This is a genomic window from Janthinobacterium paucivorans (assembly GCF_051380805.1).
In the GTDB taxonomy this organism is placed as follows: domain Bacteria; phylum Pseudomonadota; class Gammaproteobacteria; order Burkholderiales; family Burkholderiaceae_D; genus Janthinobacterium; species Janthinobacterium lividum_D.
This window is the reverse complement of sequence record NZ_JBNYXR010000003.1, coordinates 110,119-134,035: the sequence shown is the minus strand read 5'-3', so window position 1 is coordinate 134,035 and position 23,917 is coordinate 110,119. Positions and strand designations below refer to the sequence as shown.

15 protein-coding genes and 4 tRNA genes are annotated in these 23,917 nt (G+C 57.7%); 1 reads left to right on the top strand and 18 read right to left on the bottom strand.

Annotated elements, in window-relative coordinates; genetic code table 11:
* Positions 1 to 807: 807 nt before the first annotated feature.
* The 18 genes from ACQ4V8_RS05165 to ACQ4V8_RS05080 form a co-directional block, all read right to left on the bottom strand.
* A complete protein-coding gene (locus ACQ4V8_RS05165) occupies positions 808 to 2,421 on the bottom strand; it encodes a methyl-accepting chemotaxis protein (protein WP_010394324.1) in 1,614 nt (537 codons plus the stop codon).
* Positions 2,422 to 2,838: 417 nt separating this feature from the next.
* Complete coding sequence (rpoC, locus tag ACQ4V8_RS05160) at positions 2,839 to 7,080, bottom strand: DNA-directed RNA polymerase subunit beta' (protein WP_070345926.1); 4,242 nt, start codon at positions 7,078 to 7,080, stop codon at positions 2,839 to 2,841.
* A gap of 109 nt (positions 7,081 to 7,189) precedes the next feature.
* Complete coding sequence (rpoB, locus tag ACQ4V8_RS05155) at positions 7,190 to 11,296, bottom strand: DNA-directed RNA polymerase subunit beta (protein ID WP_010394322.1); 4,107 nt, start codon at positions 11,294 to 11,296, stop codon at positions 7,190 to 7,192.
* 244 nt (positions 11,297 to 11,540) lie between these two features.
* Positions 11,541 to 11,912 (bottom strand): 50S ribosomal protein L7/L12, encoded by a 372-nt coding sequence (gene rplL / locus ACQ4V8_RS05150; RefSeq protein ID WP_010394320.1) that lies wholly within the window; start codon positions 11,910 to 11,912, stop codon positions 11,541 to 11,543.
* A 67-nt stretch (positions 11,913 to 11,979) separates the two neighbouring features.
* Entirely contained in the window at positions 11,980 to 12,522 is a 543-nt protein-coding gene (rplJ, locus tag ACQ4V8_RS05145; RefSeq protein WP_029496119.1) for a 50S ribosomal protein L10, read from the bottom strand.
* Positions 12,523 to 12,841: 319 nt separating this feature from the next.
* A complete protein-coding gene (gene rplA, locus ACQ4V8_RS05140; protein WP_010394314.1) occupies positions 12,842 to 13,537 on the bottom strand; it encodes a 50S ribosomal protein L1 in 696 nt (231 codons plus the stop codon).
* Positions 13,537 to 13,971 (bottom strand): 50S ribosomal protein L11, encoded by a 435-nt coding sequence (rplK, locus tag ACQ4V8_RS05135; RefSeq protein ID WP_010394312.1) that lies wholly within the window; start codon positions 13,969 to 13,971, stop codon positions 13,537 to 13,539. Before rplK ends, rplA begins: the two co-directional genes overlap by 1 nt.
* 218 nt (positions 13,972 to 14,189) lie before the next feature.
* Positions 14,190 to 14,816, bottom strand: coding sequence for a transcription termination/antitermination protein NusG (nusG, locus tag ACQ4V8_RS05130; RefSeq protein ID WP_010394310.1), 627 nt, complete (start codon positions 14,814 to 14,816; stop codon positions 14,190 to 14,192).
* Positions 14,816 to 15,199 (bottom strand): preprotein translocase subunit SecE, encoded by a 384-nt coding sequence (gene secE, locus ACQ4V8_RS05125; protein ID WP_010394308.1) that lies wholly within the window; start codon positions 15,197 to 15,199, stop codon positions 14,816 to 14,818. The genes nusG and secE overlap by 1 nt, the downstream gene beginning before the upstream one ends.
* 32 nt (positions 15,200 to 15,231) lie before the next feature.
* Positions 15,232 to 15,307, bottom strand: a tRNA-Trp gene (locus tag ACQ4V8_RS05120).
* Between the two features lie 66 nt (positions 15,308 to 15,373).
* On the bottom strand, positions 15,374 to 16,564 hold the full coding sequence (tuf, locus tag ACQ4V8_RS05115; RefSeq protein ID WP_070345915.1) for an elongation factor Tu: 1,191 nt from the start codon (positions 16,562 to 16,564) through the stop codon (positions 15,374 to 15,376).
* Positions 16,565 to 16,652: 88 nt separating this feature from the next.
* Positions 16,653 to 16,727, bottom strand: a tRNA-Thr gene (locus tag ACQ4V8_RS05110).
* Between the two features lie 41 nt (positions 16,728 to 16,768).
* A tRNA-Gly gene (locus ACQ4V8_RS05105) sits at positions 16,769 to 16,842 on the bottom strand.
* Positions 16,843 to 16,901: 59 nt separating this feature from the next.
* Positions 16,902 to 16,986 (bottom strand) — tRNA-Tyr (locus tag ACQ4V8_RS05100).
* 233 nt (positions 16,987 to 17,219) lie between these two features.
* Positions 17,220 to 18,866: a response regulator gene (locus tag ACQ4V8_RS05095; protein ID WP_436571023.1), complete on the bottom strand. Its 1,647-nt coding sequence runs from the start codon at positions 18,864 to 18,866 to the stop codon at positions 17,220 to 17,222.
* A 145-nt stretch (positions 18,867 to 19,011) separates the two neighbouring features.
* Entirely contained in the window at positions 19,012 to 20,607 is a 1,596-nt protein-coding gene (locus ACQ4V8_RS05090; protein ID WP_010394279.1) for a DUF3369 domain-containing protein, read from the bottom strand.
* 63 nt (positions 20,608 to 20,670) lie between these two features.
* Positions 20,671 to 21,759 (bottom strand): J domain-containing protein, encoded by a 1,089-nt coding sequence (locus ACQ4V8_RS05085; protein WP_436571022.1) that lies wholly within the window; start codon positions 21,757 to 21,759, stop codon positions 20,671 to 20,673.
* A gap of 119 nt (positions 21,760 to 21,878) precedes the next feature.
* Complete coding sequence (locus ACQ4V8_RS05080; protein ID WP_436571021.1) at positions 21,879 to 23,030, bottom strand: class I SAM-dependent methyltransferase; 1,152 nt, start codon at positions 23,028 to 23,030, stop codon at positions 21,879 to 21,881.
* 101 nt (positions 23,031 to 23,131) lie between these two features.
* On the opposite strand from ACQ4V8_RS05080, the gene ACQ4V8_RS05075 reads away from it, so the two are divergent.
* Positions 23,132 to 23,917: an SDR family oxidoreductase gene (locus tag ACQ4V8_RS05075; protein ID WP_043460588.1), complete on the top strand. Its 786-nt coding sequence runs from the start codon at positions 23,132 to 23,134 to the stop codon at positions 23,915 to 23,917.

The window sequence follows — 23,917 nt, the reverse complement described above, 5'->3', positions numbered from 1 at the left end:
CAGTACAACACGCCCTCGCAAACGGTTTGGCGTACACATGCGCTGCGATGTGGTGATGAGGGACCGCCCAATGGCAACGAGCAATCTACGCTGTGAGCGCTCACTTCAAATTCGCGCGTACGCCGCATAGATGCCCCAGTACACCATCGTCATCGCCACCAGTCTTGCGCCAACGGCGACCCAGCTTTAGCCCATCAACTCAAGCATTCCCGATGCAACAGTCATTCGGCCATATTGATATCGATACAAACACGAATATGGCATAGCGTATTAATTATCAATCCCGGCCTTTTCTGATAGTCAGACTTGGCAGAAATCTCGATGCATCGTTGGTCTTCCATTCATCCACACTGCCAATACCAAATGACAGACATAAACCAGTCATCTGGAAATTACGGCGTTTCTAATCCAGTGCGTAATTTACGTTTTACAATGATGAGAGTTTCTAAAGCCAATTGCAGCACTGGCTTCATTCATAGTATTGACGGGATATGCAGTAAGGTAATGTGCTGAGTATCAACGACCAGCGGCAATTCATCATTGAAGCGAGCGTATGGCACACGCGCCTTCAGTGCCGCGTTGTACTGCTTCCAGTTGCTCTATTCCTTGCTTTGGTTTGGCCGGTATTTTCAACACAGTGACAGCCGCGCCTAGCCCCAGGGGTATCTGGCGGGGATGTGTGCAACAGAGCCATTGAGCTTGTTCTCTGCTTATATTTTTCCCAGCCGCACTGGCCACGGGTCGATACGACACCCTCGGCAAGCGCTGAAAATTTGCTCGCTGCGGTTATGGCTGGAGCGCGTTTGCCTACCTCGCGGACGCCAGCGCTGTGGTACGCGGCGGCGCGGCCAGATAGGCAGACTGTCCGGCCAGCTTGAACAAGCTGACTGCTTGTGCCAGCAGGTCTGCCTGGTCACGCATGCTTTGCGCGGCAGCGGCGGCCTCTTCCACCAGCGCGGCGTTTTGCTGTGTTGCATCGTCGATAGAAACGATGGCCTGGTTGACCTGCTCGATGCCAATACTCTGCTCGCTACTGGCAGCGCTGATCGCTGTCATGATATCAGCCACCTGCTTGACCGAGGTGACGATGCTGTCCATGGTGATGCCGGCCTGATCGACCAGCAAGGTGCCGGCGCTGACGGTTTCCACCGAACGACCGATCAGTTCCTTGATTTCCTTGGCGGCGCTGGCCGAACGCTGCGCCAGGGTACGTACTTCAGAGGCGACCACCGCAAAACCGCGTCCCTGCTCTCCGGCGCGCGCCGCTTCCACTGCGGCATTGAGCGCGAGAATGTTGGTCTGAAACGCGATGCCGTCGATCACACTGATGATATCGACAATCTTGCCTGAACTTTCCTTGATCTCGCCCATGGTCGTCACCACCTGACTCACCACTTGGCCGCCCCTGGTGGCGAACTCCGACGCAGCGACCACCAGGGTGCTGGCCTTGTGCGCATTCTCGGCGTTCTGCCTGACGGTAGAGGTGAGCTGCTCCATCGATGATGCGGTCTCTTCCAGACTGGAAGCCTGCTGCTCGGTGCGCGACGACAAATGCTGGTTGCCGCTTGCGATCTCGCCGGACGCGTTGGTGATGGTTTCAGTACCGGAGCGTACCTGGCCTACGGTGCGCGCCAGGCTGGCGTTCATTTCGATCAGCGCGGTCAGCAATTGGCCGGTCTCATCGGTTGTATCGGACTGCATCCGCATGGTTAGGTCGCCGCCGGCAACAGCTTTGGCCATCCCGACCGCACGGTTGAGCGGCTGCGTGATGCTGCGCGTGATCCACCACAGCACCCACCCTGACAGCACGGCAGCAATCAGCGTCATCACGATGATCATGTTGCGCGAAGTGGCATAGGCGCGCTCGGCGACGGCGCTGGTGTCCTCGATCGCTGCGGTCTGAAATTTGACCATCTCGGTGAGCGCGTTCATGTAAGCGCTCTGTTCCTTGCGCACCGTGCTGAGCAGATACACGATCGCTTGCTCGCGTTTGCTCTGGTCGGCCGACATGTTCACAAAACTCGTTTGCACCAGCTGGTATTTTTCGCGCGCGCTCAACACGGCTTGCAGCTTGGCCTTGCTGTCCTTGTCGTCGTCATCGTCGATCAGCTTGCCGAGTTGTTGCAGCCGTGCCGCGTTTTCCACCTTGCGCTTGTCGACGCGTTCCAGCTCGGCTTTGACGACGGCGGGATCGCTGGAGAGCATGGCGTTGCGCATGGCGCGCGCGACATCGTTGAGACCGCCTATGGTTTCGTAAGCCAGAATGACCTTGGGCACTTTGTCAACCGCGAGATCGCGGGTGTTGTCATTCAATTTGCCAAGATTACTCACGCCGATGCCGGCGATGCCCAACATGAAGATGATGGTCACGCACAAACCGGCGGTCAGACGGACGCCGATTTTCAAGTTACCGATTTTCATTGTTTGCTCCCGGAGTCAGACGGATTGAAACATCGAGGTAATGAAGTACGCGCAGACGCCATGTCGGCTACTAGATCGTGTGGCAAAGTAGTGCTATCGGTCAAGACAATTGTTCGTCTAGTTTCAACCGTAGTCGTTTCCAGCGTGCTTGCGGCTCCCTTGCTGCACGGCTGCGCTTGGGCGAAGGGGGGCGAAATGATGCTGTAGGTAGTTTGCAACAGTGACCGCCCCACTGCTTACTTTACAAGGCATATCGGCCAAGATCGCTCGATAGCCGATTGCACCAGCATGGTGCGGCTGACAACGGCCTTGATCCGGCGCGCTGGCTGGCCGATGTCTAGTCAATGCGCCCTGCCGGGCGCACCCATAAAAAAAACGGCACCCTAAGGTGCCGTTCTTGTCAGCTAGCAGCGTAGATTACGCTTCGTCGCCGTGGTGTTGCTGGGTCTCGATGTCCTGCAGGGCTTCGGCAGCTTCGCCAGCCATCGAGGCTTTCTCGGCCAGCAGCAGCGCTTGACGCTCTTCCACTTCCCACGCTTCTTTCTCTTTGCGTGCGCGGTGGAAGGCCAGGCCCGTACCGCCAGGAATCAGACGGCCGACGATGACGTTCTCTTTCAGGCCGCGCAGACCATCGCGCTTGCCCATGATCGCCGCTTCGGTCAGCACGCGGGTGGTTTCCTGGAACGATGCGGCCGAGATGAACGAATCGGTCGACAGCGATGCCTTGGTAATACCCAGCAAGACGTTTTCGTAGGTCGCTGGAATCTTGTTCTCAACGGCCATGCGATCATTCTCGTCCAGCAGTTCCGAACGCTCTACCTGCTCGCCAACGATGTAGTTGGTGTCGCCGGCATTGACGATCTGAACACGGCGCAGCATCTGACGCACGATCACTTCGATGTGCTTGTCGTTGATCTTCACGCCTTGCAGACGGTACACGTCTTGCACTTCGTCAACGATGTAACGTGCCAGCGCTTCGATACCCAGCAAGCGCAAGATGTCTTGCGGATCGGCCGGGCCGTCCACGATCATCTCGCCCTTGTTCACGACTTGGCCGTCATGCACCAGCACTTGTTTGTCCTTGGTAATCAAGAACTCATGCTTGTTGCCGTCCATGTCCGTGATTTCCAGACGCTGCTTACCCTTGGTTTCTTTACCGAAGGCAACCGTACCCGTGACTTCCGCCAGCATACCGGCATCTTTCGGCGAGCGCGCTTCGAACAGTTCCGCAACGCGTGGCAGACCACCGGTAATATCGCGCGTTTTTTGCGATTCGGTAGGAATACGTGCCAGCACTTCACCAACCGATACCTGTTGACCGTCCTTGACCATGATCAGCGCGCCGACCTGGAAGCCGATCGCTACCGAGTGTTCGGTGCCAGCGATCTTGACTTCTTCGTTCGCGTCATTGATCAGCTTGACTTGTGGACGCAGGGTCTTGGTCAGCGAACCGCGACGTTTCGCATCGATCGCCACCAAGGTGGACAGACCGGTCACTTCGTCGACCTGACGCGCTACGGTGACGCCTTCTTCGACGTTCTCGAAACGCACTTGACCGGCGTATTCGGTAATGATCGGACGGGTCAGCGGATCCCACGTTGCCAGCGCCGTACCGGCCTTGATGACCAGGCCGTCCTTGACGATCAGGGTCGCGCCGTACGGTACTTTATGACGCTCACGCTCACGGCCATGGTCGTCGGTGATCAGTACTTCGCCGGAACGGGAAATAACGATTTGCGCGCCCTTGCCGTTCGTCACGTAACGCATGGTTGCCGTGAAACGGATGGTACCGTTCGACTTTGCTTCCACCGACGATGCCACTGCTGCACGCGATGCCGCACCACCAATGTGGAACGTACGCATGGTCAGCTGGGTACCCGGCTCACCAATCGACTGTGCTGCCACCACACCGACAGCTTCGCCGGCGTTGACCAGCATGCCACGGCCCAGATCGCGGCCATAGCACTTGGCGCACAGGCCGAAGCGTGTGTCGCAAGTCAGTGGCGTACGCACCTTGACTTCATCGATGGACAGACGTTCGATCTCTTCGACCATGTCTTCGTCCAGCAGCGAACCGGCTTCGTACAGCGTTTCCTGGGTTTCAGGATTGACGACATCGTGCACGGTAACGCGGCCGAGGATACGGTCACGCAACGCTTCGATGACTTCACCACCTTCGACCAGCGCCTTCATCAGCGCGCCGTTCATGGTGCCGCAATCGTCCTCGATCACCACCAAGTCTTGCGTCACGTCAACCAGACGACGCGTCAGGTAACCGGAGTTAGCCGTTTTCAGCGCCGTATCGGCCAGACCTTTACGCGCACCGTGGGTCGAAATGAAGTACTGCAAAACGTTCAGACCTTCGCGGAAGTTCGCGGTAATCGGCGTTTCGATAATCGAGCCATCCGGTTTGGCCATCAGACCACGCATACCGGCCAACTGACGAATCTGGGCTGCGGAACCGCGCGCGCCGGAGTCGGCCATCATGTAAATGGCGTTGAACGATTCTTGCGTCGACTTGGTGCCGTCGCGGCGGATCACGTCTTCGACTTTGAGCTGGTCCATCATGGCCTTGCCGACTTCATCCGAGGTTTTGCCCCAGATATCGACTACCTTGTTGTAACGCTCGCCGGCGGTCACGAGACCCGAGGCGTATTGCTGTTCGATCTGCTTGACTTCCGACTCGGCCGTCGCGATCAGCGTGACTTTTTGTGGTGGTACCAGCATGTCGTCGACGCAGATCGAGATACCGGCGCGTGTCGCCAGGCGGAAACCCGATTGCATCAGTTTGTCTGCGAACACCACGGTGGCGCGCAGGCCGCACTTGCGGAACGACGTGTTGATCAGCTTGGAAATTTCTTTCTTTTTCAGCGCGCGGTTCAGGACGGAGAACGGCAAGCCTTTCGGCAGAATTTCCGACAGGATCGCACGGCCGATCGTCGTTTCGTAACGCGTGATCGTTTTCTCGAATTCGCCCGTTTCGGCGTTCTTCGGGTATTCAGTAATACGCACGGTAACGCGGGTCGTCAGTTCGACTTCCTTGTTATCGTAGGCGCGGATCACTTCCGATACGTCAGGGAACATCATCCCTTCGTTCTTCGCATTGATCGCTTCGCGGGTCGCGTAGTACAGACCGAGCACGATATCTTGCGACGGCACGATCGACGGTTCGCCGTTCGATGGGAACAGGATGTTGTTCGATGCCAGCATCAGGGTGCGTGCTTCCATCTGCGCTTCGATCGACAGAGGAACGTGGACCGCCATTTGGTCACCGTCAAAGTCGGCGTTGAATGCGGCGCAGACGAGCGGGTGCAACTGGATGGCCTTGCCTTCAATCAGCACTGGCTCGAAAGCCTGGATACCCAGACGGTGCAGCGTAGGTGCGCGGTTCAACATGATCGGGTGTTCGCGAATCACGTCTTCCAGGATGTCCCACACGACCGGCTCTTGAATCTCGACCAGCTTTTTCGCGGCCTTGATCGTGGTCGCCAGACCCATCAGTTCCAGTTTATTGAAAATGAATGGCTTGAACAGTTCCAGCGCCATCAGTTTCGGCAAGCCGCACTGATGCAGTTTCAATTGCGGGCCCACGACGATGACCGAACGACCGGAGTAATCGACGCGTTTGCCCAGCAAGTTTTGACGGAAACGGCCGCCCTTGCCCTTGATCATCTCTGCCAAGGACTTCAGCGGACGCTTGTTGGCGCCAGTCATCGCTTTGCCGCGACGGCCGTTGTCCAGCAGCGAATCGACCGCTTCTTGCAGCATGCGCTTTTCGTTGCGCGTGATGATCTCTGGAGCGCGCAGCTCCATCAGGCGTTTCAGACGGTTGTTACGGTTGATGACGCGGCGATACAGATCGTTCAGATCCGAGGTCGCAAAACGGCCGCCATCGAGCGGTACCAGTGGACGCAGTTCCGGCGGCAGCACTGGCAGCACTTCCATGATCATCCAGTCAGGCTTGATGCCTGAGCGTTGGAACGCCTCTAAAACTTTAAGACGTTTGGCGTATTTCTTGATCTTGGCTTCGGATTTCGATTCCTTCAGTTCCACGCGCAGGGTTTCGGCATCGCGGTGGATGTCGATCGAGCGCAGCAGTTCGCGGATACCTTCGGCGCCCATGAAGGCGGTGAAGTCGTCGCCGTACTCTTCGTACTTGGCGGCGTAGTCGTCTTCCGACATGATCTGGCACTTCTTCAGCGGGGTCATGCCTGGATCGGTCACAACGTATGCTTCAAAGTACAGCACGCGTTCGATGTCCCGCAGGGTCATGTCGAGGACCATGCCCAGACGCGACGGCAGCGACTTCAGGAACCAGATGTGCGCGGTTGGCGAAGCCAGTTCGATGTGGCCCATGCGCTCGCGGCGCACCTTGGCCAGCGTGACTTCAACGCCGCACTTTTCGCAGATCACGCCGCGGTGTTTCAGGCGCTTGTACTTGCCGCACAGGCATTCATAATCCTTGATCGGGCCAAAGATCTTGGCGCAAAACAGGCCATCGCGCTCAGGCTTGAAGGTACGGTAGTTGATGGTTTCCGGCTTCTTGACTTCGCCGTAGGACCACGAACGGATTTTCTCAGGCGAAGCGAGACCGATCTTGATTGCATCGAAGGTCTCGTTGGTCTGTACTTGCTTGAATAGATCGAGCAGTGCTTTCATGTATCACTCCAGAGGTGATTAAATTTCTATATTCCTGAGACTACATTGCCCGGCATGGTTTCCCAGCCGGGCTTTGTGTTTCCCAAACCAAATGACAGGTGGCTGTCTTTTAGTTGCGTTCGAGGTCGATATCGATACCCAGCGAACGGATTTCCTTGACCAGCACGTTGAACGATTCCGGCATGCCGGCGTCGATCACGTGGTCGCCCTTGACCAGGTTCTCGTACACTTTGGTACGCCCGTTCACGTCATCGGACTTGACCGTCAACATCTCTTGCAAGACATACGACGCGCCATACGCTTCCAGTGCCCACACTTCCATCTCACCGAAACGCTGACCACCGAACTGGGCTTTACCACCCAGCGGCTGCTGCGTTACCAGCGAGTAAGGACCGGTCGAACGCGCATGCATCTTGTCATCAACCAAGTGATGCAGTTTCAGCATGTGCATGACGCCGACGGTGACCTTGCGCTCGAATGCTTCACCAGTGCGACCGTCATACATGGTCACCTGATTTTTCGAGGCGGTCATGCCCAGGTTCTTGGCGATGTCGTCCGGATACGCCAGGTCCAGCATGCGGCGGATCTCTTCTTCATTGGCGCCGTCGAACACTGGCGTGGCAAATGGAACACCTTTTTTCAGGTTTTCCGCCAGCTTCATGATTTCTTCGTCGTCAAAGTTATCCAGATCTTCCGGACGGCCGTTGTCGTTGTAGATCGTCGTCAGGTACTTGCGTACTTGCTCGACCTTGGTTTGCGCCTTCAGCATTTCGCCGATGCGGATACCCAGACCCTTGGCAGCCCAGCCCAAGTGAGTCTCGAGAATCTGACCAACGTTCATTCGCGAAGGAACGCCCAGCGGGTTCAGCACCACGTCGGCTGGCGTGCCGTCGGCCATGTATGGCATGTCTTCCACAGGAACAATACGGGAAACCACACCCTTGTTACCGTGGCGACCGGCCATCTTGTCGCCCGACTGCAGGCGGCGTTTCACGGCCAGGTACACCTTGACCATTTTTTGCACGCCTGGTTGCAGCTCATCGCCTTGCGTCAGTTTCTTGCGCTTCTCTTCGAAGGCCAGATCGAACTGGTGACGTTTTTCGTTGATCGATTCCTTGATCGCTTCCAGCGCTACCGCCGCATCGTCGTCCGCAGGGCGGATGTCGAACCAGTGGTATTTATCCAGATCGGCCAGGTATTCCTTGGTGATCTTGGCGCCTTTAGCCAGCTTTTTAGGGCCGCCGTTGACAACTTTGCCGATCAGCATTTTTTCCAGACGCTGGAAGGCATCGCCTTCAACGATACGCATCTGGTCGTTCAAGTCCAGACGGAAGCGTTTCAGTTCGTCATCGATAATTTGCTGGGCACGCTTGTCGCGCACGATGCCTTCACGGGTGAAGACTTGTACGTCGATCACGGTACCGATCATGCCCGAAGGCACGCGCAGCGAGGTATCTTTCACGTCCGACGCTTTTTCGCCGAAAATCGCGCGCAGCAGCTTCTCTTCCGGAGTCAGCTGGGTTTCGCCTTTAGGCGTCACTTTACCGACCAGGGTGTCGCCGGCTTGTACTTCAGCGCCGATGTAGACGATACCGGACTCATCCAGACGTGCCAGCTGATTTTCAGCCAGGTTCGAGATGTCGCGCGTAATTTCTTCCGCGCCCAGTTTCGTATCACGGGCAACCACCGACAACTCTTCGATGTGAATCGAGGTGTAGCGGTCGTCCTTGACGACGTTTTCCGAGATCAGGATCGAATCTTCGAAGTTCAGACCATTCCATGGCATGAAAGCCACGGTCATGTTCTGGCCCAACGCCAACTCACCGAGGTCGGTCGATGCGCCATCGGCGATCACGTCGCGCTTGGCAACACGGTCGCCCACTTGCACGATAGGACGCTGGTTGATGTTGGTGTTCTGGTTCGAACGCGTGTACTTGATCAGGTTGTAGATGTCGACGCCCACTTCACCAGCGGTAGCTTCGTCATCGTTGACGCGAATCACGACACGGCCCGCATCGATGTAATCGACGATACCGCCACGCAAGGCTTGCACGGTGGTGCCCGAGTCGACCGCAACGGTGCGTTCGATACCGGTACCGACCAGCGCTTTTTCAGGACGCAAGCAAGGCACAGCCTGGCGTTGCATGTTGGCACCCATCAATGCGCGGTTTGCATCATCGTGTTCGAGGAACGGAATCAGCGAGGCAGCGACGGAGACGATCTGGCCTGGGGCCACGTCCATGTACTGGATGCGCTCTGGCGATACCAAGATGGTTTCGCCGGCTTCACGGGCCGACACCAGTTCATCGGACAAGGTGCCTTCATCGCTGATGGTCGCATTCGCCTGAGCGATGATGTAGCGGCCTTCTTCGATGGCGGACAAATAGTCGATCTGATCGGTGATCTTGGAGCCTTCGACCTTGCGGTACGGGGTTTCCAGGAAGCCGTATTCATTCAGGCGGGCATACAGAGCCAGCGAGTTGATCAGACCAATGTTCGGACCTTCCGGTGTCTCGATCGGGCAGACGCGGCCGTAGTGGGTCGGATGCACGTCGCGCACTTCAAAGCCGGCGCGTTCGCGTGTCAGACCGCCGGGTCCCAGAGCCGATACACGACGCTTGTGGGTAATTTCCGACAGAGGATTGGTTTGGTCCATAAACTGCGACAGCTGGGACGAACCGAAGAACTCGCGAATCGCAGCCGAAATCGGCTTCGAGTTGATCAGGTCGTGCGGCATCAGGTTGTCCGCTTCGGCTTGGCCGAGGCGTTCCTTGACGGCGCGCTCAACACGCACCAGACCGGCGCGGAATTGATTCTCTGCCAGTTCGCCCACGCAACGTACGCGACGGTTACCCAAGTGATCGATATCATCGACTTCGCCGCGACCATTGCGCAGTTCCACCAAAATCTTGATCACGGCCAGCACGTCTTCGTTCGACAGGGTCATGGCGCCGGTCAGTTCATCACGGCCGATGCGGCGGTTGAACTTCATGCGGCCCACGGCCGACAGGTCGTAGCGGTCCGAGTTGTAGAACAGACCGTTGAACAGCGCTTCAACGGAGTCTTCCGTTGGCGGTTCGCCTGGACGCATCATGCGGTAGATCGCCACTTTCGCGGCCATCTGGTCGGCGGTATCGTCGATACGCAGCGTTTGCGAGATGTAGGCGCCTTGATCCAGGTCGTTGGTGTACAAGGTCTGGATTTCGGAAATGTTGGCATCGCGCAGGCGACCCAGCAAGTCTTCGGTCAGCTCATCGTTCGCGGAGGCAACGACTTCGCCGGTGTCGCCATCGACGATGTTCTTCGCCAATACGCGGCCCAGCAGGTAGTCTTCCGGTACGGAAATGTGCTTGATGCCGGCAGCTTCGATATCACGCACGTGCTTGGCGTTGATACGCTTGTCTTTCAGCACCAGGGTCTTGCCCGACTTGTCGACGATGTCAAAGCGCGCCACTTCGCCGCGCAGACGTTCGGCGACGAATTCCATTTCCGCGCCTTCGGAGCGCAGGTTGAAATTGTCGAAGACAAAGAAATTGGCCAGGATTTGCTCATGCGACATGCCGATGGCTTTGAGCAGTATCGTTACGGGCATCTTGCGGCGGCGGTCGACACGGAAGAACAGGATGTCTTTCGGGTCGAACTCGAAGTCCAGCCACGAACCGCGGTAAGGAATGATACGCGCCGAGAACAGCAGTTTACCGGACGAGTGAGTCTTGCCGCGGTCGTGCTCGAAGAACACGCCAGGCGAACGGTGCAACTGGGAAACGATAACCCGTTCCGTGCCGTTGATGACGAACGAACCGGTGGTCGTCATGAGCGGCAATTCGCCCATGTAGACTTCTTGTTCTTTCATTTCCTTGACGACAGGCTTGGTTGGCGATTCCTTGTCCAGAATCACCAGACGCACTTTCGCGCGCAGCGGCGACGCGAACGTCAGGCCACGTTGTTGACATTCTTTGACGTCAAAGGCAGGGTCGCCCAAAACGTACGACAAGAATTCGAGACGCGCAAAACCATTGTGCGACACGATAGGGAAAATCGAGGTGAAAGCCGACTGCAGGCCATCATTCTTGCGGCCGGACGGTGCTATGTCCTCTTGCAAGAAGCTATGATAAGACTCGAGCTGGGTCGCCAGCAGGAACGGAACGTGGTGAACGTTGGCGCGCTTCGCGAATGATTTGCGAATGCGTTTCTTCTCAGTAAATGAGTAGTGCATGGACACTCCGTGAGTGACAGAAAGGATAGAAAATTCAGGTTTTGCAAGTGTTCGTTTGCACCGCTGCGTGTGACACAGACGAAACCTCAAGGCTCTGCTTTCCGGCTTGAATCGAATAAAAACTGCTGCTACAACTACATGACAAATACGATGCAGACGACAAAGGAGCCAAAGTCGGATTCCCCCCCTTGCGAGGGGGAACCTCAGACTTTGACTCGGGCGCTAACTGCCGCCGGTACAGATATTACTTGATCGAAGCGGTTGCGCCGGCTTCTACCAATTTCTTCTGTGCTGCTTCAGCGTCAGCTTTCGACACTGCTTCTTTCACAGTTTTTGGTGCGCCATCGACCAGGTCTTTAGCTTCTTTCAAGCCCAGGCCGGTGATTTCGCGAACTGCTTTAATGACGCCAACTTTGTTTGCGCCGAAGCTGTCCAGGATGACGTTGAATTCGGTTTGCTCTTCAGCAGCTGCTGCTGGGCCTGCTGCAGGACCGGCCGAAGCCATCGCTGCTGCGGATACGCCGAATTTTTCTTCGAATGCTTTAACCAGGTCGTTCAGGTCCATTACGGACATGGCGCTAACTGCTTCCAGGATATCGTCTTTGCTAATTGCCATTTTGAAACTCCTAAATTTATTACGTTAGTTACATCAGATTGGTACTGAGAGAAAAAAGCGCACGCAATTAAGCGGCTGCTGGGGCTTCTTCTGCTGCTGCTTCTTCTGCAGGAGCTTCGGCGCCTTCGCCTTTTTTCGCTGCCAGGGCAGCCAGACCACGTGCAAAGCCCGAAACCGGAGCCAGCATAACGCCCAACAACTGCGAAATGAGGACTTCACGGCTAGGAATGCTCGCCAACGCGGTGACAGCAGCTGTATCCAGCGGCTTGCCTGCGTAGTTACCTGCTTTGATGACCAGTTTGTCGTTGGTTTTAGCGAAGTCAGCGATGACTTTAGCTGCTGCAACGGCATCGGCCGAGATCGAGTAGATCAACGGGCCGGTCATGGCATCTGCCAGGCTGGCGAATGCGGTACCTTCAACGGAGCGACGAGCCAGAGTGTTTTTCAACACACGCAGGTACACGCCTTGGGCACGCGCTTTAGCACGCAGTTGCGTCAAGTGACCAACCTGGATGCCACGATATTCGGCCACGACGATCGTTTGCGCATTTGCTACTTGTGCGGAAACTTCGGCGACAACGGCCTTTTTGTCATTCAGATTGAGACTCACGGTCAACCTCCTTAAATGATGTTCGGCAATCACAACCGAGTGGTTGAGCGCCTTGCATCGGTTCGAACACGGCGTCCGAAGTCAAGAAGTACTAAACTGAGCGGATGAATTCACGCAGCATGAGGACTACAAAACTTGTTCGGGTACACCATCTGCGTTGGGCACTTGCCGTTGCCGGCAAGCCTATTAACCTTCTGCATATGCGATCACAGTCGGCCCAACGGTCTTTGATTGTCTGCCTGCCTGGCGCGAACGCCGGACAGACAGCCCAAAGATGCGCCCACAGCGCCCGAAGGCGCATGGGACTTGATTCTGTTACTTAAGCTGCCAGGCTAGTCTGGTCAACACGGACGCCAGCGCCCATGGTCGACGACAGCGAAACTTTGCGCAGGTACACGCCTTTGCTCGATGCTGGCTTGGCTTTGTTCAGTGCGTCGATCAGTGCGACCAGATTCGACTTCAGATCTGCGTCAGCGAACGATTTACGACCGATGGTAGCGTGGATGATACCTGATTTGTCGGTACGGTACTGAACTTGACCAGCTTTCGCGTTTTTCACGGCGGTAGCGACGTCAGGAGTAACAGTGCCAACTTTCGGGTTAGGCATCATGCCGCGTGGGCCCAGGATCTGACCCAGGGTACCAACGATACGCATGGTATCTGGCGAAGCGATGACGATATCGAAAGGCATGTCGCCGGCTTTGATACGCTCGGCCAAGTCTTCCATACCAACGATGTCGGCACCAGCTGCTTTAGCAGCTTCTGCTTTGTCGCCCGACGCGAATACTGCCACGCGCACGGTTTTGCCGGTACCAGCTGGCAGCACGACGGAGCCGCGCACCACTTGATCGGATTTCTTAGGATCAACGCCCAGTTGTACCGATACGTCGATCGATTCATTGAACTTGGCCGTTGCGCACTCTTTGATCAGAGCGACAGCGTTGTCGAAAGCATACACTTTGGTACGGTCGACTTTGGCTTTCAAAGCCTTGATACGTTTGGATAACTTAGCCATTATACAACACCTTCCACCGTGATACCGATCGAACGAGCGGAACCAGCGATGGTGCGTACAGCAGCATCCATGTCGGCAGCGGTCAGATCAGGGGTTTTCAATTTAGCGATTTCTTCAGCTTGTGCGCGGGTCAGCGTACCGACTTTGTCGGTATGTGGCTTCGGCGAACCTTTGGTGATCGCTGCAGCTTTTTTGATCAGGTAGGTTGCTGGAGGCGTCTTCATCACGAACGTGAAGGACTTGTCCGCAAACGCGGTGATCACGACTGGAATCGGCATGCCTGCTTCCAGACCTTGGGTCTGTGCATTGAAAGCTTTGCAGAATTCCATGATGTTCAGACCACGTTGACCCAGAGCTGGACCGATTGGTGGGGATGGGTTTGCTTTACCAGCTGGCACTTGCAGCTTGATAAAACCAATGATTTTCTTTGCCATGATGGCTCCTATCTTGGATTGAGTAGTAGCGCCCCGCCGATCCTACCCTGGCGGGGCTCCTCTGACCGGATTTCGCTGATACAACCGCAACGCTCCTGGTGGCGCTTTCAAACCTACTGCGCGGCGCGATTTGCGGCTTCCGATGTTCACTGTGCATTTGCACAGCTCCGCCTCTCAGCCACAACTCACATCCGCTCGCTACGGTTTTGTGAACCGCCTTAAACTTTTTCGACCTGGCCGAATTCGAGCTCTACCGGAGTAGCGCGACCGAAAATGGTGACCGAGACACGCACTTTGGATTTTTCGTAATTGACTTCTTCGACATTGCCGTTGAAATCGGTGAACGGACCATCCTTGATGCGTACTTGCTCGCCCACCTCGTACAAGGTTTTTGGACGGGGCTTTTCAACACCCTCTTGCATCTGCTTCATGATGCCGTCGATTTCGCGCGCGGAAATAGGCGTCGGCTTATTCGACTTGCCACCGATGAAACCGGTAACCTTGCTGGTGTTCTTGACCAAGTGCCAGCTCTCGTCCGTCATTTCCATTTCAACCAGCACATAGCCAGGATAGAAACGACGCTCGGTAACGGACTTCACACCATTCTTGACTTCGACCACTTCTTCGATCGGCACCAGGATCTGGCCAAACTGGTCTTGCATGCCCGCGCGCTCGATGCGCTCGGTCAATGCGCGCATGACGCTTTTTTCCATGCCGGAATAAGCATGCACGACATACCAGCGCTTGCTACTGACTGGCACGCTCAGCGCTGCACCAGTATCCGCTACCGGAGCGTCACCCGGAACGGACTCGCCCGCCGCTTCATCATGCACATTTTCGCTCATTATTTTTTCCAACCCAGAATTACGTCATACAACAAAAATTCGAGCAATTTATCCGTGCCCCACAGGAAAATCGCCATGACCAACACAAAGGCAAACACGATCGCAGTAATCTGCGTGGCTTCTTTGCGGGTAGGCCAAACAACTTTCTTGGTCTCGCGCACAGCTTCTTTGGCGAAATTGAGAAATTCACGGCCGGTCGTCGAGACATACAAGAGCGCAACAGCAATAACCAAACCAGCCACAAGCGCGCTTGCACGCACCAGAGCTGGTTGGCCTGCCAGGTAATAAAACCCGACTACTCCTGCAATCGCAGCCACTATTGCCAGCGCGACTTTTATCTTGTCACTCGACGTGCTAACGGTTTGCACGGATTGATTTGACATTTTTCTACTTTCGGTGCCCTGCACCTTGACGGTGGCAGGGACGGAGGGCATCGAACCCCCAACCTTCGGTTTTGGAGACCGACGCTCTGCCAATTGAGCTACGTCCCTACGTAAAACTTTCGAGGAGTGCTATTCTACCACCTAGGACGCCCCAGGTGGAAGCATAACATTTCCTTATGCGAGGATTTTTGCAACCACGCCGGCGCCGACGGTACGACCGCCTTCACGGATAGCGAAGCGCAGACCTTCTTCCATGGCGATCGGGTTGATCAGCTTGACGGTGATCGACACGTTATCGCCTGGCATGACCATTTCTTTGTCTGCTGGCAACTCGATCGAACCAGTCACGTCCGTCGTGCGGAAGTAGAACTGTGGACGATAGTTGTTGAAGAATGGCGTATGACGGCCGCCTTCGTCTTTCGACAGAACATAGATCTCGCCGGTGAAGTGCGCGTGTGGCTTGATCGAGCCTGGCTTTGCCAGAACTTGACCACGTTGCACGTCTTCACGCTTGGTGCCGCGCAGCAGCAGACCAACGTTGTCGCCTGCTTGACCTTGGTCCAGCAGTTTGCGGAACATTTCCACGCCGGTGCAAGTCGTTTTGACGGTATCGATAATACCGACGATTTCGATTTCTTCGCCGACTTTGACAATGCCGCGCTCGATACGACCGGTCACAACGGTACCGCGACCCGAGATCGAGAACACGTCTTCTACTGGCATCAGGAATGCACCGTCAACAGCGCGCTCTGGCGTTGGGATGTACGAATCGAGGGCATCGGCCAGACGCAACACTGCATCCACGCCCATTTCGCCTTCTTTGCCTTCCAGCGCCATACGTGCCGAACCTTTGATGATAGGCACGTCGTCGCCAGGGAACTCGTACTTCGACAACAGCTCGCGCACTTCCATTTCAACCAGTTCCAGCAGCTCTGCGTCGTCGACCAGGTCGCACTTGTTCAGGAACACGATGATGTATGGAACACCAACTTGACGCGCCAGCAGGATGTGCTCGCGGGTCTGTGGCATTGGGCCGTCAGCTGCCGAGCATACCAGGATCGCGCCGTCCATCTGCGCAGCACCGGTAATCATGTTTTTGATGTAATCGGCGTGGCCTGGGCAGTCAACGTGCGCGTAGTGACGCGATGCCGTTTCGTACTCGACGTGGGCGGTGTTAATCGTAATACCGCGCGCTTTTTCTTCTGGTGCCGCATCGATCTGGTCGTATGCTTTAGCTTCGCCGCCGAATTTCTTCGACAGAACCGTTGCGATTGCAGCGGTCAGCGTGGTTTTACCGTGGTCGACGTGGCCGATGGTGCCGACGTTGACGTGCGGCTTGGTCCGTTCGAATTTACCTTTTGCCATTTTGAACTCCTAATGATTTGATTAGATTGCTCAGGCACACGCCCGACGGTCTGGTTTGAATTGCTTCTGTGCTGCCTGCTGCGAATTCTGGTGCCCTTGACGTGGATCGAACACGTGGCCTCTCCCTTACCAAGGGAGTGCTCTACCACTGAGCTACAAGGGCTGTAATTTGTTGCATGCGATGCATTAGCATCTGAACGGAACTGGAGCGGGTGAAGGGAATCGAACCCTCGTCGTAAGCTTGGAAGGCTTCTGCTCTACCATTGAGCTACACCCGCGAGGTATCGTTCACTTATCTTCACTTGCTTGCTGCTACCCAGTTTTTGTTGCAAAAACTTGGTGGAGGGGGCTGGATTCGAACCAGCGTACTCATAGAGAACAGATTTACAGTCTGTCGCCTTTAACCACTCGGCCACCCCTCCGCGGGAACCGCAGAGTATGAAGCATCTACTCACAACTGTCAACCTTATTTACTGATGCCTGACTGCTGCATTTGCGTATAAAGAAGAAGTTGGCTGCTTCGGGGCGTGATTATAAGCTCTCGATTTGAGAATGTGCAAGGGTTGGCGTGAAAAAGTCGACTTTTTTTCGCATTTTTTTATCCACCCTGGCTGCAAGCCGCATTTTTCCGTCATTCGCCCCCCATTTTTCCTGTTTACCGGGCGTCAGACGGATGCATCCACGAGTTGCCCAGCGGCTTATATTTACGCAATAACTGCTGATGCAAGCCCGATAGCACGGGCAATTTGGGGTTGCGTGGGTCCAGGCGGCGCACACCGGCAATAAAAGTCAACGCCTGCTGCCCCATGCGCTCATCCCAGCCCTCGTGTTCCAGGCATTTCAGCACGGCCACGGCTGCATTGAACACCACTTGCGGATTATCGGGCAGGCGCGTGACGGCCTCGCCCATCAGATCGACCGCGCCGCGGAAATCGCCGTCTCCCGCCTTGGCGGCGCCCGCCGCGACCATGTCGGCCACTTCCTGGCGGCTTTGGCGCGCCAGCACCTTGGCCAACTCCTCGCGCCCCGCCTGCTCGAACACGGCCATGGCGCGCGTCATGGCGGCGCTGTCGGGCGCATTGCGCATGACTTCACGCATCACCTCGGCGGCGCCGTCTTCGTGCCCGTGCGCCAGGCAATGGCGCGCCAGCTCCGTTTTCAAGGCATTCGAGCCGCCGACACTAAGGCGGTTGGCGGCCAGGGCGGCGACTAGCGATTGCTGCAGGCGTTCCTCGTTGCCCGTATGCGCGTGCAGCATGGCGCTGCACAGGGCGCTGCACAATGGCGCATTCTTTTGGCTGCCCATCGACTTGTCGAGGTCGCGGATCACGGCGCCCACCTGCAAGGGGTCACCCTTGCGTACCAGGGTCTGCACCAGGCGCACATGATCTTCCGGGTCGCGAAATTCTGAATACTTGGCCTTGCTGACCACCAGCTTCAGGGCTTTTTCCGCCATCTCGAGATCGTCGGCCGCGAGGGCCGCCTCGCCCAACCGGCGCAAGCGGCGCACGGCATGCGGTGACAGGGCCACCGCATCGCTCAGGGCCGCCTGCGCCAGTTCCGGCTTGCCTCGCGCCAAGTGCGTGCGCGCCAGCCAGTCATAGGCATCGAGAAAGCGCTTATTGTTTTCCAGTAGCCCCTCCAGCATGCCCTGCGCTGCTGCGTACTCGCCCAGCAGGAATTGCGTCTTGGCCTGCCCCAGGCGCGCCCAGCCGATGGCCTTGGCGCCGTACAGGGCTGCGTAAATCGGCTCCGCGTCGGCCGCCTCGCCCAGCAGCAAATGCAATTCTGCGCGCAGGCGCAGGAAATCGGTCGCGTAACGCGGGTACAGGCTGGCGCCCTCGGCGCAGGCGGCAATCGCCGCACGCTCATTGCCCACGTCGATCAATTCATACACGGGCAAGAAGGCATTGCGCTTGTCGAGTGCGCGGGCTATGCGCTCCAACATGTTGTCAGCGGTAAACGGCTTGAGGATGTAATCAGTGGGCAACAGCTCGACGGCGCTGACGACCTTGGCGAAGCTGCCCTCGCCCGTGACCATGAAAAACATGGTCGACGCATGCATCAGCCTATGGTGGCGCAAGTCTTCCAGCAGCTGCTGGCCATCCTGTCCGCCGTCGAGGTCATATTCGCACAGGATCAAATCATAGGATTTGCCAGCCAGCATGCGGATCGCCTGGCCCGAGCTGCCTGCGTCATCGATCATTGCCAGGCCGCACAGATTGAGCATATTGTGCAGGCTGGCACGCATGCCCGGATGCGGCTCGATAATCAGTGCGCTAAGGCCCTTCAGTTCTTTCATGTCGTGATGTCCGAAAACTCAGCGGCGCGCCACACTGGTGCGTGGCGCCGGCCAGCATGAGGCTGCCGAGTATATGACGACGCCGCGTGCAAGGGAATGGTGTGGCACCGAAAAACGCCGACGAAGTTGGCCAGGCAGTTGCAACTCAAGCGGCGGCGTACTCCGGATGCCACAGTTGCGGCTCGTGGTCGATCAGATCGAGCAGCGCCGTCACCACTTCCGGATCGAACTGGCTGCCGCTGCGCTGTTCGATATATGCACGCACCTGCGGATACGGCCATGGCTCCGTGTAAGGCCGCTCGTGCAGCAAGGCATCGAAGACATCGACCACGGCAACGATGCGCGCGGCCACCGGAATATCGCGCCCCACGAGGCCGTTCGGATAGCCGGCGCCATCGAAATGTTCGTGGTGGCCGCCAGCGATCTGCGCGCCATACGTGAGATAGCTGACGCCGTCGACCATATTGGCGGCGCGCTCGAGGATGGTGCACCCGACACTGGCATGCAGCTGCATCTGCGCCCGCTCCTCGTCCGTATGCCTGCCCGGCTTGAGCAGCAAGGCGTCCGACGTGGCCACCTTGCCGACGTCGTGCAAGATGCTGGCCAGGCCGATCATGTCAAGCAGCTGCGGCGTGAGTTCGTCGGCATACACGCCGCGCTGATGCATGCGTCGGGCGATGGCGTCGGATAATTGCTGCACCCGCCGTACATGGCCACCCGAGTTGCTGTCGCGGAACTCGGCCAGATCGGCCAACGCCACCACAGTCGCTTCCTGCGCCTTGCGCAGCTGGCCGAACATGTACAGGTTGTCGAAGGCAGCGGCGATGCGCTGGCAAAATACTTCCAGCAAGTCGCGCTGGATCTGCGCCAGCGGCCACGGCGGCGTGACGGAGATGGCCAGCTCGCGGTTGCCTTCCGTATGGATGAACAGCACATTGGCCGGATGCTCGAACTGGCTGCGCTTTTCCGCAAATGCCTTGGCGATGGTGGGGGTGAGCGCATGGTCAATCGGCAGGGCTGCCGTCTCTGCCAGCATGGCATACGTGCCCGTAGCGGCGACCACCTCGGGCCGCCCGGCACCGCCCTGCATCAGGCATAGCACGCCGTCGGCACCCACGTCGAGGATGGCGCTAACCTGGTTGAGCACGCCGGAAGCGAATTCGCGCAGCGAACGGATCTGGTACAGATTGGTGGCGCCGGCCAGGATCTTGACCAGGCCTATGCGGCTGCGCTCAAGCATCATCAGGCTCTCGTAGGCACGCAAAGCCGAGATGATGGTGGTAAACAGCTTCTGCGTCGTCAGTTCCGTCTTGGCCTTGTAATCGTTGATATCGTATTCGATGATGACGCGCTGCTCGGGCGCCTGACCGGGCTGGCCCGTGCGCAGCACGACGCGCACGATGGCGTTGTTCAGATCGGCGCGGATGCGCTTGGCCAGGATCAGGCCTGCATCATCCGTTTCCATCACCACGTCGAGCAGCACCAGCGCGATATCGGGCGTATCGCGCAAGATGTCATACGCTTCGCTGCCGCTATAGGCGGAGAACAGTTCCAACTCGCGGCCCTTGAAACTGACATTGCGCAGCGCCAGCCGCGTGACCGCATGCACATCGACGTCATCATCGACGATCAAGACACGCCACAGGCGCTGGTCGGGCGCGGCCAGCCCGGCAGGGCTGGCCACCGGCTCATCCTCGTCGAGCAGCCAGTTATCATCTGCATCGGCTTTGAGGTCGGTCATGGATACTCCTAATGAATAAGGTCGATATGGACGCCACGTTGACGCATATCAAGCATAATCACATTAGATGTTGCTTACAACAGGATTCTTCGCACCATCTTCGCCAACGGCCGGCGCGGGTGCCGACGCACCGCCACGCGTGGTGCCGCCACAATTGTCCTGGCCCGGCCCGACTGCCTGGTAGCGCACTTCATACTTGCCTGCGCTGAGCTGTTCCACCAGCAACTTGTCGTTCGCGACAATGTACAGGTAGCGCACGTTCGAGCGCCGCTCCGTGTCATACAGTTTGACGAACACGGGCGCGGCATTATTGCTGTTGTCGATGCTCACGGCCAGCTCCTCGCCCTTGTTACCGATCGGGAATCCATCGACATAGCCGGAACGCACTGGCCAGGGTTCGCCATTCGGCGCCACCAGCGATGCAGACTCTGTCTTGGCTGCGCCATCGCAGGCCGGCTGGATGGCTTTCAGGTTCAGCTGGGAAACAGCGAGCACACGAATCTCGGGCGTCTTCGCTTCCTGGGGTTCCGCTGCATACGGCTTGCCCACCGCCCAGCTATCGATTGCCAGGGTCTCGCCTTTCAATGACGCTGGCGCAGCACCGGCCGCTGGCGTAACCGTCAGCGCATGGGGTTTGGCGCCATCGCGGGCCAGCCCGCTCCACGCCGATGCCAGCGCGGCGGGCGCGGGCTGGGAAGTATCGAGCACCAGCCAGGCACCCAGCCAGCCCAGCAACAGGCAAACAAGCAGGCTCAACCACCAACGCCAGTTGCGCCAGACGGGCTGCAAGCCTTGCCGCGGCTTGCCCTTCGATGGTGGCACATCCTGCGCCCAGGCCTGCTCATGCGGCTGAGGGTGGCCTTTCGCGCGACCATCGCGGCTCTTGCCTTCTTCCTGCTGTGTGCTTTCCAGCCATTCGATTTCCCACTCCTCAGCAGCGATCCACTCATCGTGCTCCCTGCGGCGTTGCGGATCGGACAAAGTGCCATAGGCGCTGTTGAGGATCGCCATGATGCGCGCGGCTTTCTCGTCGCCGGGATTCTTGTCAGGGTGGTATTTCTGGCTGAGGGCTTTGTACGCAGCACGTATGACTTCCTGCGGCGCCAGGCGCGCCACCTTCAGATTGTCGTAGTGTGTGTGTATCTTTCCCATCGTTTTATCTTGAAATCGGTGCGCGGCGACGGGTTCTTACAGGTTGGAACCGTGCTGTGCCGGTCATCATATCCGATATGACAAGATAATAACCACCGGCGGACAGGAAATTGCAGCGCTTACAAGCGGTGACTGCGGTCAGCGGACAACAGCGCTTCCGGCAACTCCACGCGGTGTCCCAGCGCCAGCACCTTGAACAATTCCCCCATCTCGGCCGGCGAGACCAGCTTTTGCACGGCACTGGCCTGCGGCAAATACAATGTGAGCTGTTGCGGATCGGTGCGCAGCAACAAGTCGCCGATACCGGCACCCAGCAGGAAAGAAGCCTGGCTCATGTACGCGAGCACATCGAGGCCAGCGTCCTGCGCCGCCACCGCCATCGCAGTGAAGTCGACGTGGGCCGTGATGTCTTGCAAGCCGGGCAGATAAAAAGGTTCCGCATGGGCGTGGTGGCGATAATGGCACATCAGGGTGCCTGTGGCACGCATATCGAGGTAATACTCGTGTGCGGGGAAGCCATAATCGAACAACACGGCCGCGCCGCCTTTGCCATTCGTCAGCATGCGCGCCAGCGAGCGCATGAAGCCGCAAGCGACGCCATGAATTTCGCTGACATAGCCCACCGGCAAGGCATCGGCTTCGGGCACCTGGGCTGCAATCTGCGCGGCCACGTCGGCACCGGCCGGGCGCTCGATAAAGACAAACTGGCCATCGGCAATGCCGACATCGAGCTCGCACCAGCCGGCCGGCGTCTTGCTAATCAGGTTGACGGGCATGGCGTCGAGCACTTCATTGCCGAACACGACGCCCTCGAAACTGTCGGGAAAGCCATCGAACCACACCACTTGCGGGAAGGCGGCCAGCGCATGTTCCTGGCGCGCGCGCAATTCGCCGGATAACTCGACGATCGCATACTGCTCTATCGTGATGCCGGCGCTGGCCGCTTCAGTCAGGATATCGCAAGCGAGCTTGCCGGTGCCGGCACCGAATTCAAGGATGCGCGGGGCAGTTTGCGCCATAATAGAGGCTGCAACGTGGGCCAGAGTGGCGCCGAACAGGGGCGAAATCTCCGGCGCGGTTATGAAATCGCCATCTTTGCCCAGCTTGGCGGCGCCGCCGCTGTAATAGCCGAGGTCCGGCGCATACAGCGCCAGCTCCATGAAGCGAACAAAGGGAATGGCGCCGTCATTGCGCGCAATTTCAGCGGCAATCTGGTGCTGCAAGGCATGGGACGCGGCCAGCGCGTCGCTATCGGGTGCGGGAAGAGACATTCCAGCATTGTAGCGAATTGGCGGGCCACGGCGCCAGTATCAGCCATGGCGGCCACGGCGGCCATGCCTACTTCACTCACAAGCACTGTAAAAATAAAGACATGACTCCAGCATCGACACTGCCACACAGCACACCCCGGGTCGCCCTCGTCACGGGCGCAGCACGCCGCATCGGCCGCGCCATCGCGCTGGGCCTGGCGCGCGACGGCTGGGATATCGCCGTGCATTACCGCGACTCGCGCGATGAAGCGCTCAGCCTGGTGGCGGAAATTTCGGCGCTGGGGCGCCGTGCGCAGGCATTCCCCTGCGACCTGGCACAGGAAGAGGCTGTACGCCAATTGTTGCCGCAGGTACAGGCGGCGCTGGGACCGCTTACTTGCGTCGTCAACAACGCATCGTTGTTTGAATACGACAATGCGGGCGATTTTTCCTTTACCGCGCTCGACGCCCACATGCACGCCAACCTGGCCGCCCCTATCCTGCTGGCGCAAGCGCTGTACCAGGCCACCCCAAGCGGAGAGCAAGCCGTGGTCATCAACTTGCTCGATCAAAAACTGTACAATCTCAATCCTGATTTCTTGTCGTACACCCTGTCCAAGGCGGCGCTGCTGTCGGCGACCACCATGCTGGCCCAGGCGCTGGCGCCAAAAGTGCGTGTAGTGGGCATTGCCCCAGGCATCACTATGGTCTCCGGCGAGCAGACGCAAGCGGGCTTTGCCAAGGCGCATGAAAACACGCCGCTGGGACGTTCCAGCACGCCAGAAGATGTGGCCGACTGCGTCTGCTATGTGGCCGGCGCGCGTGCGCTGACGGGCACGACGCTGCTGGTCGATGGCGGCCAGCATCTGATCGGCTTGCCACGCGATGTCATGTTTTTGACCAAATAA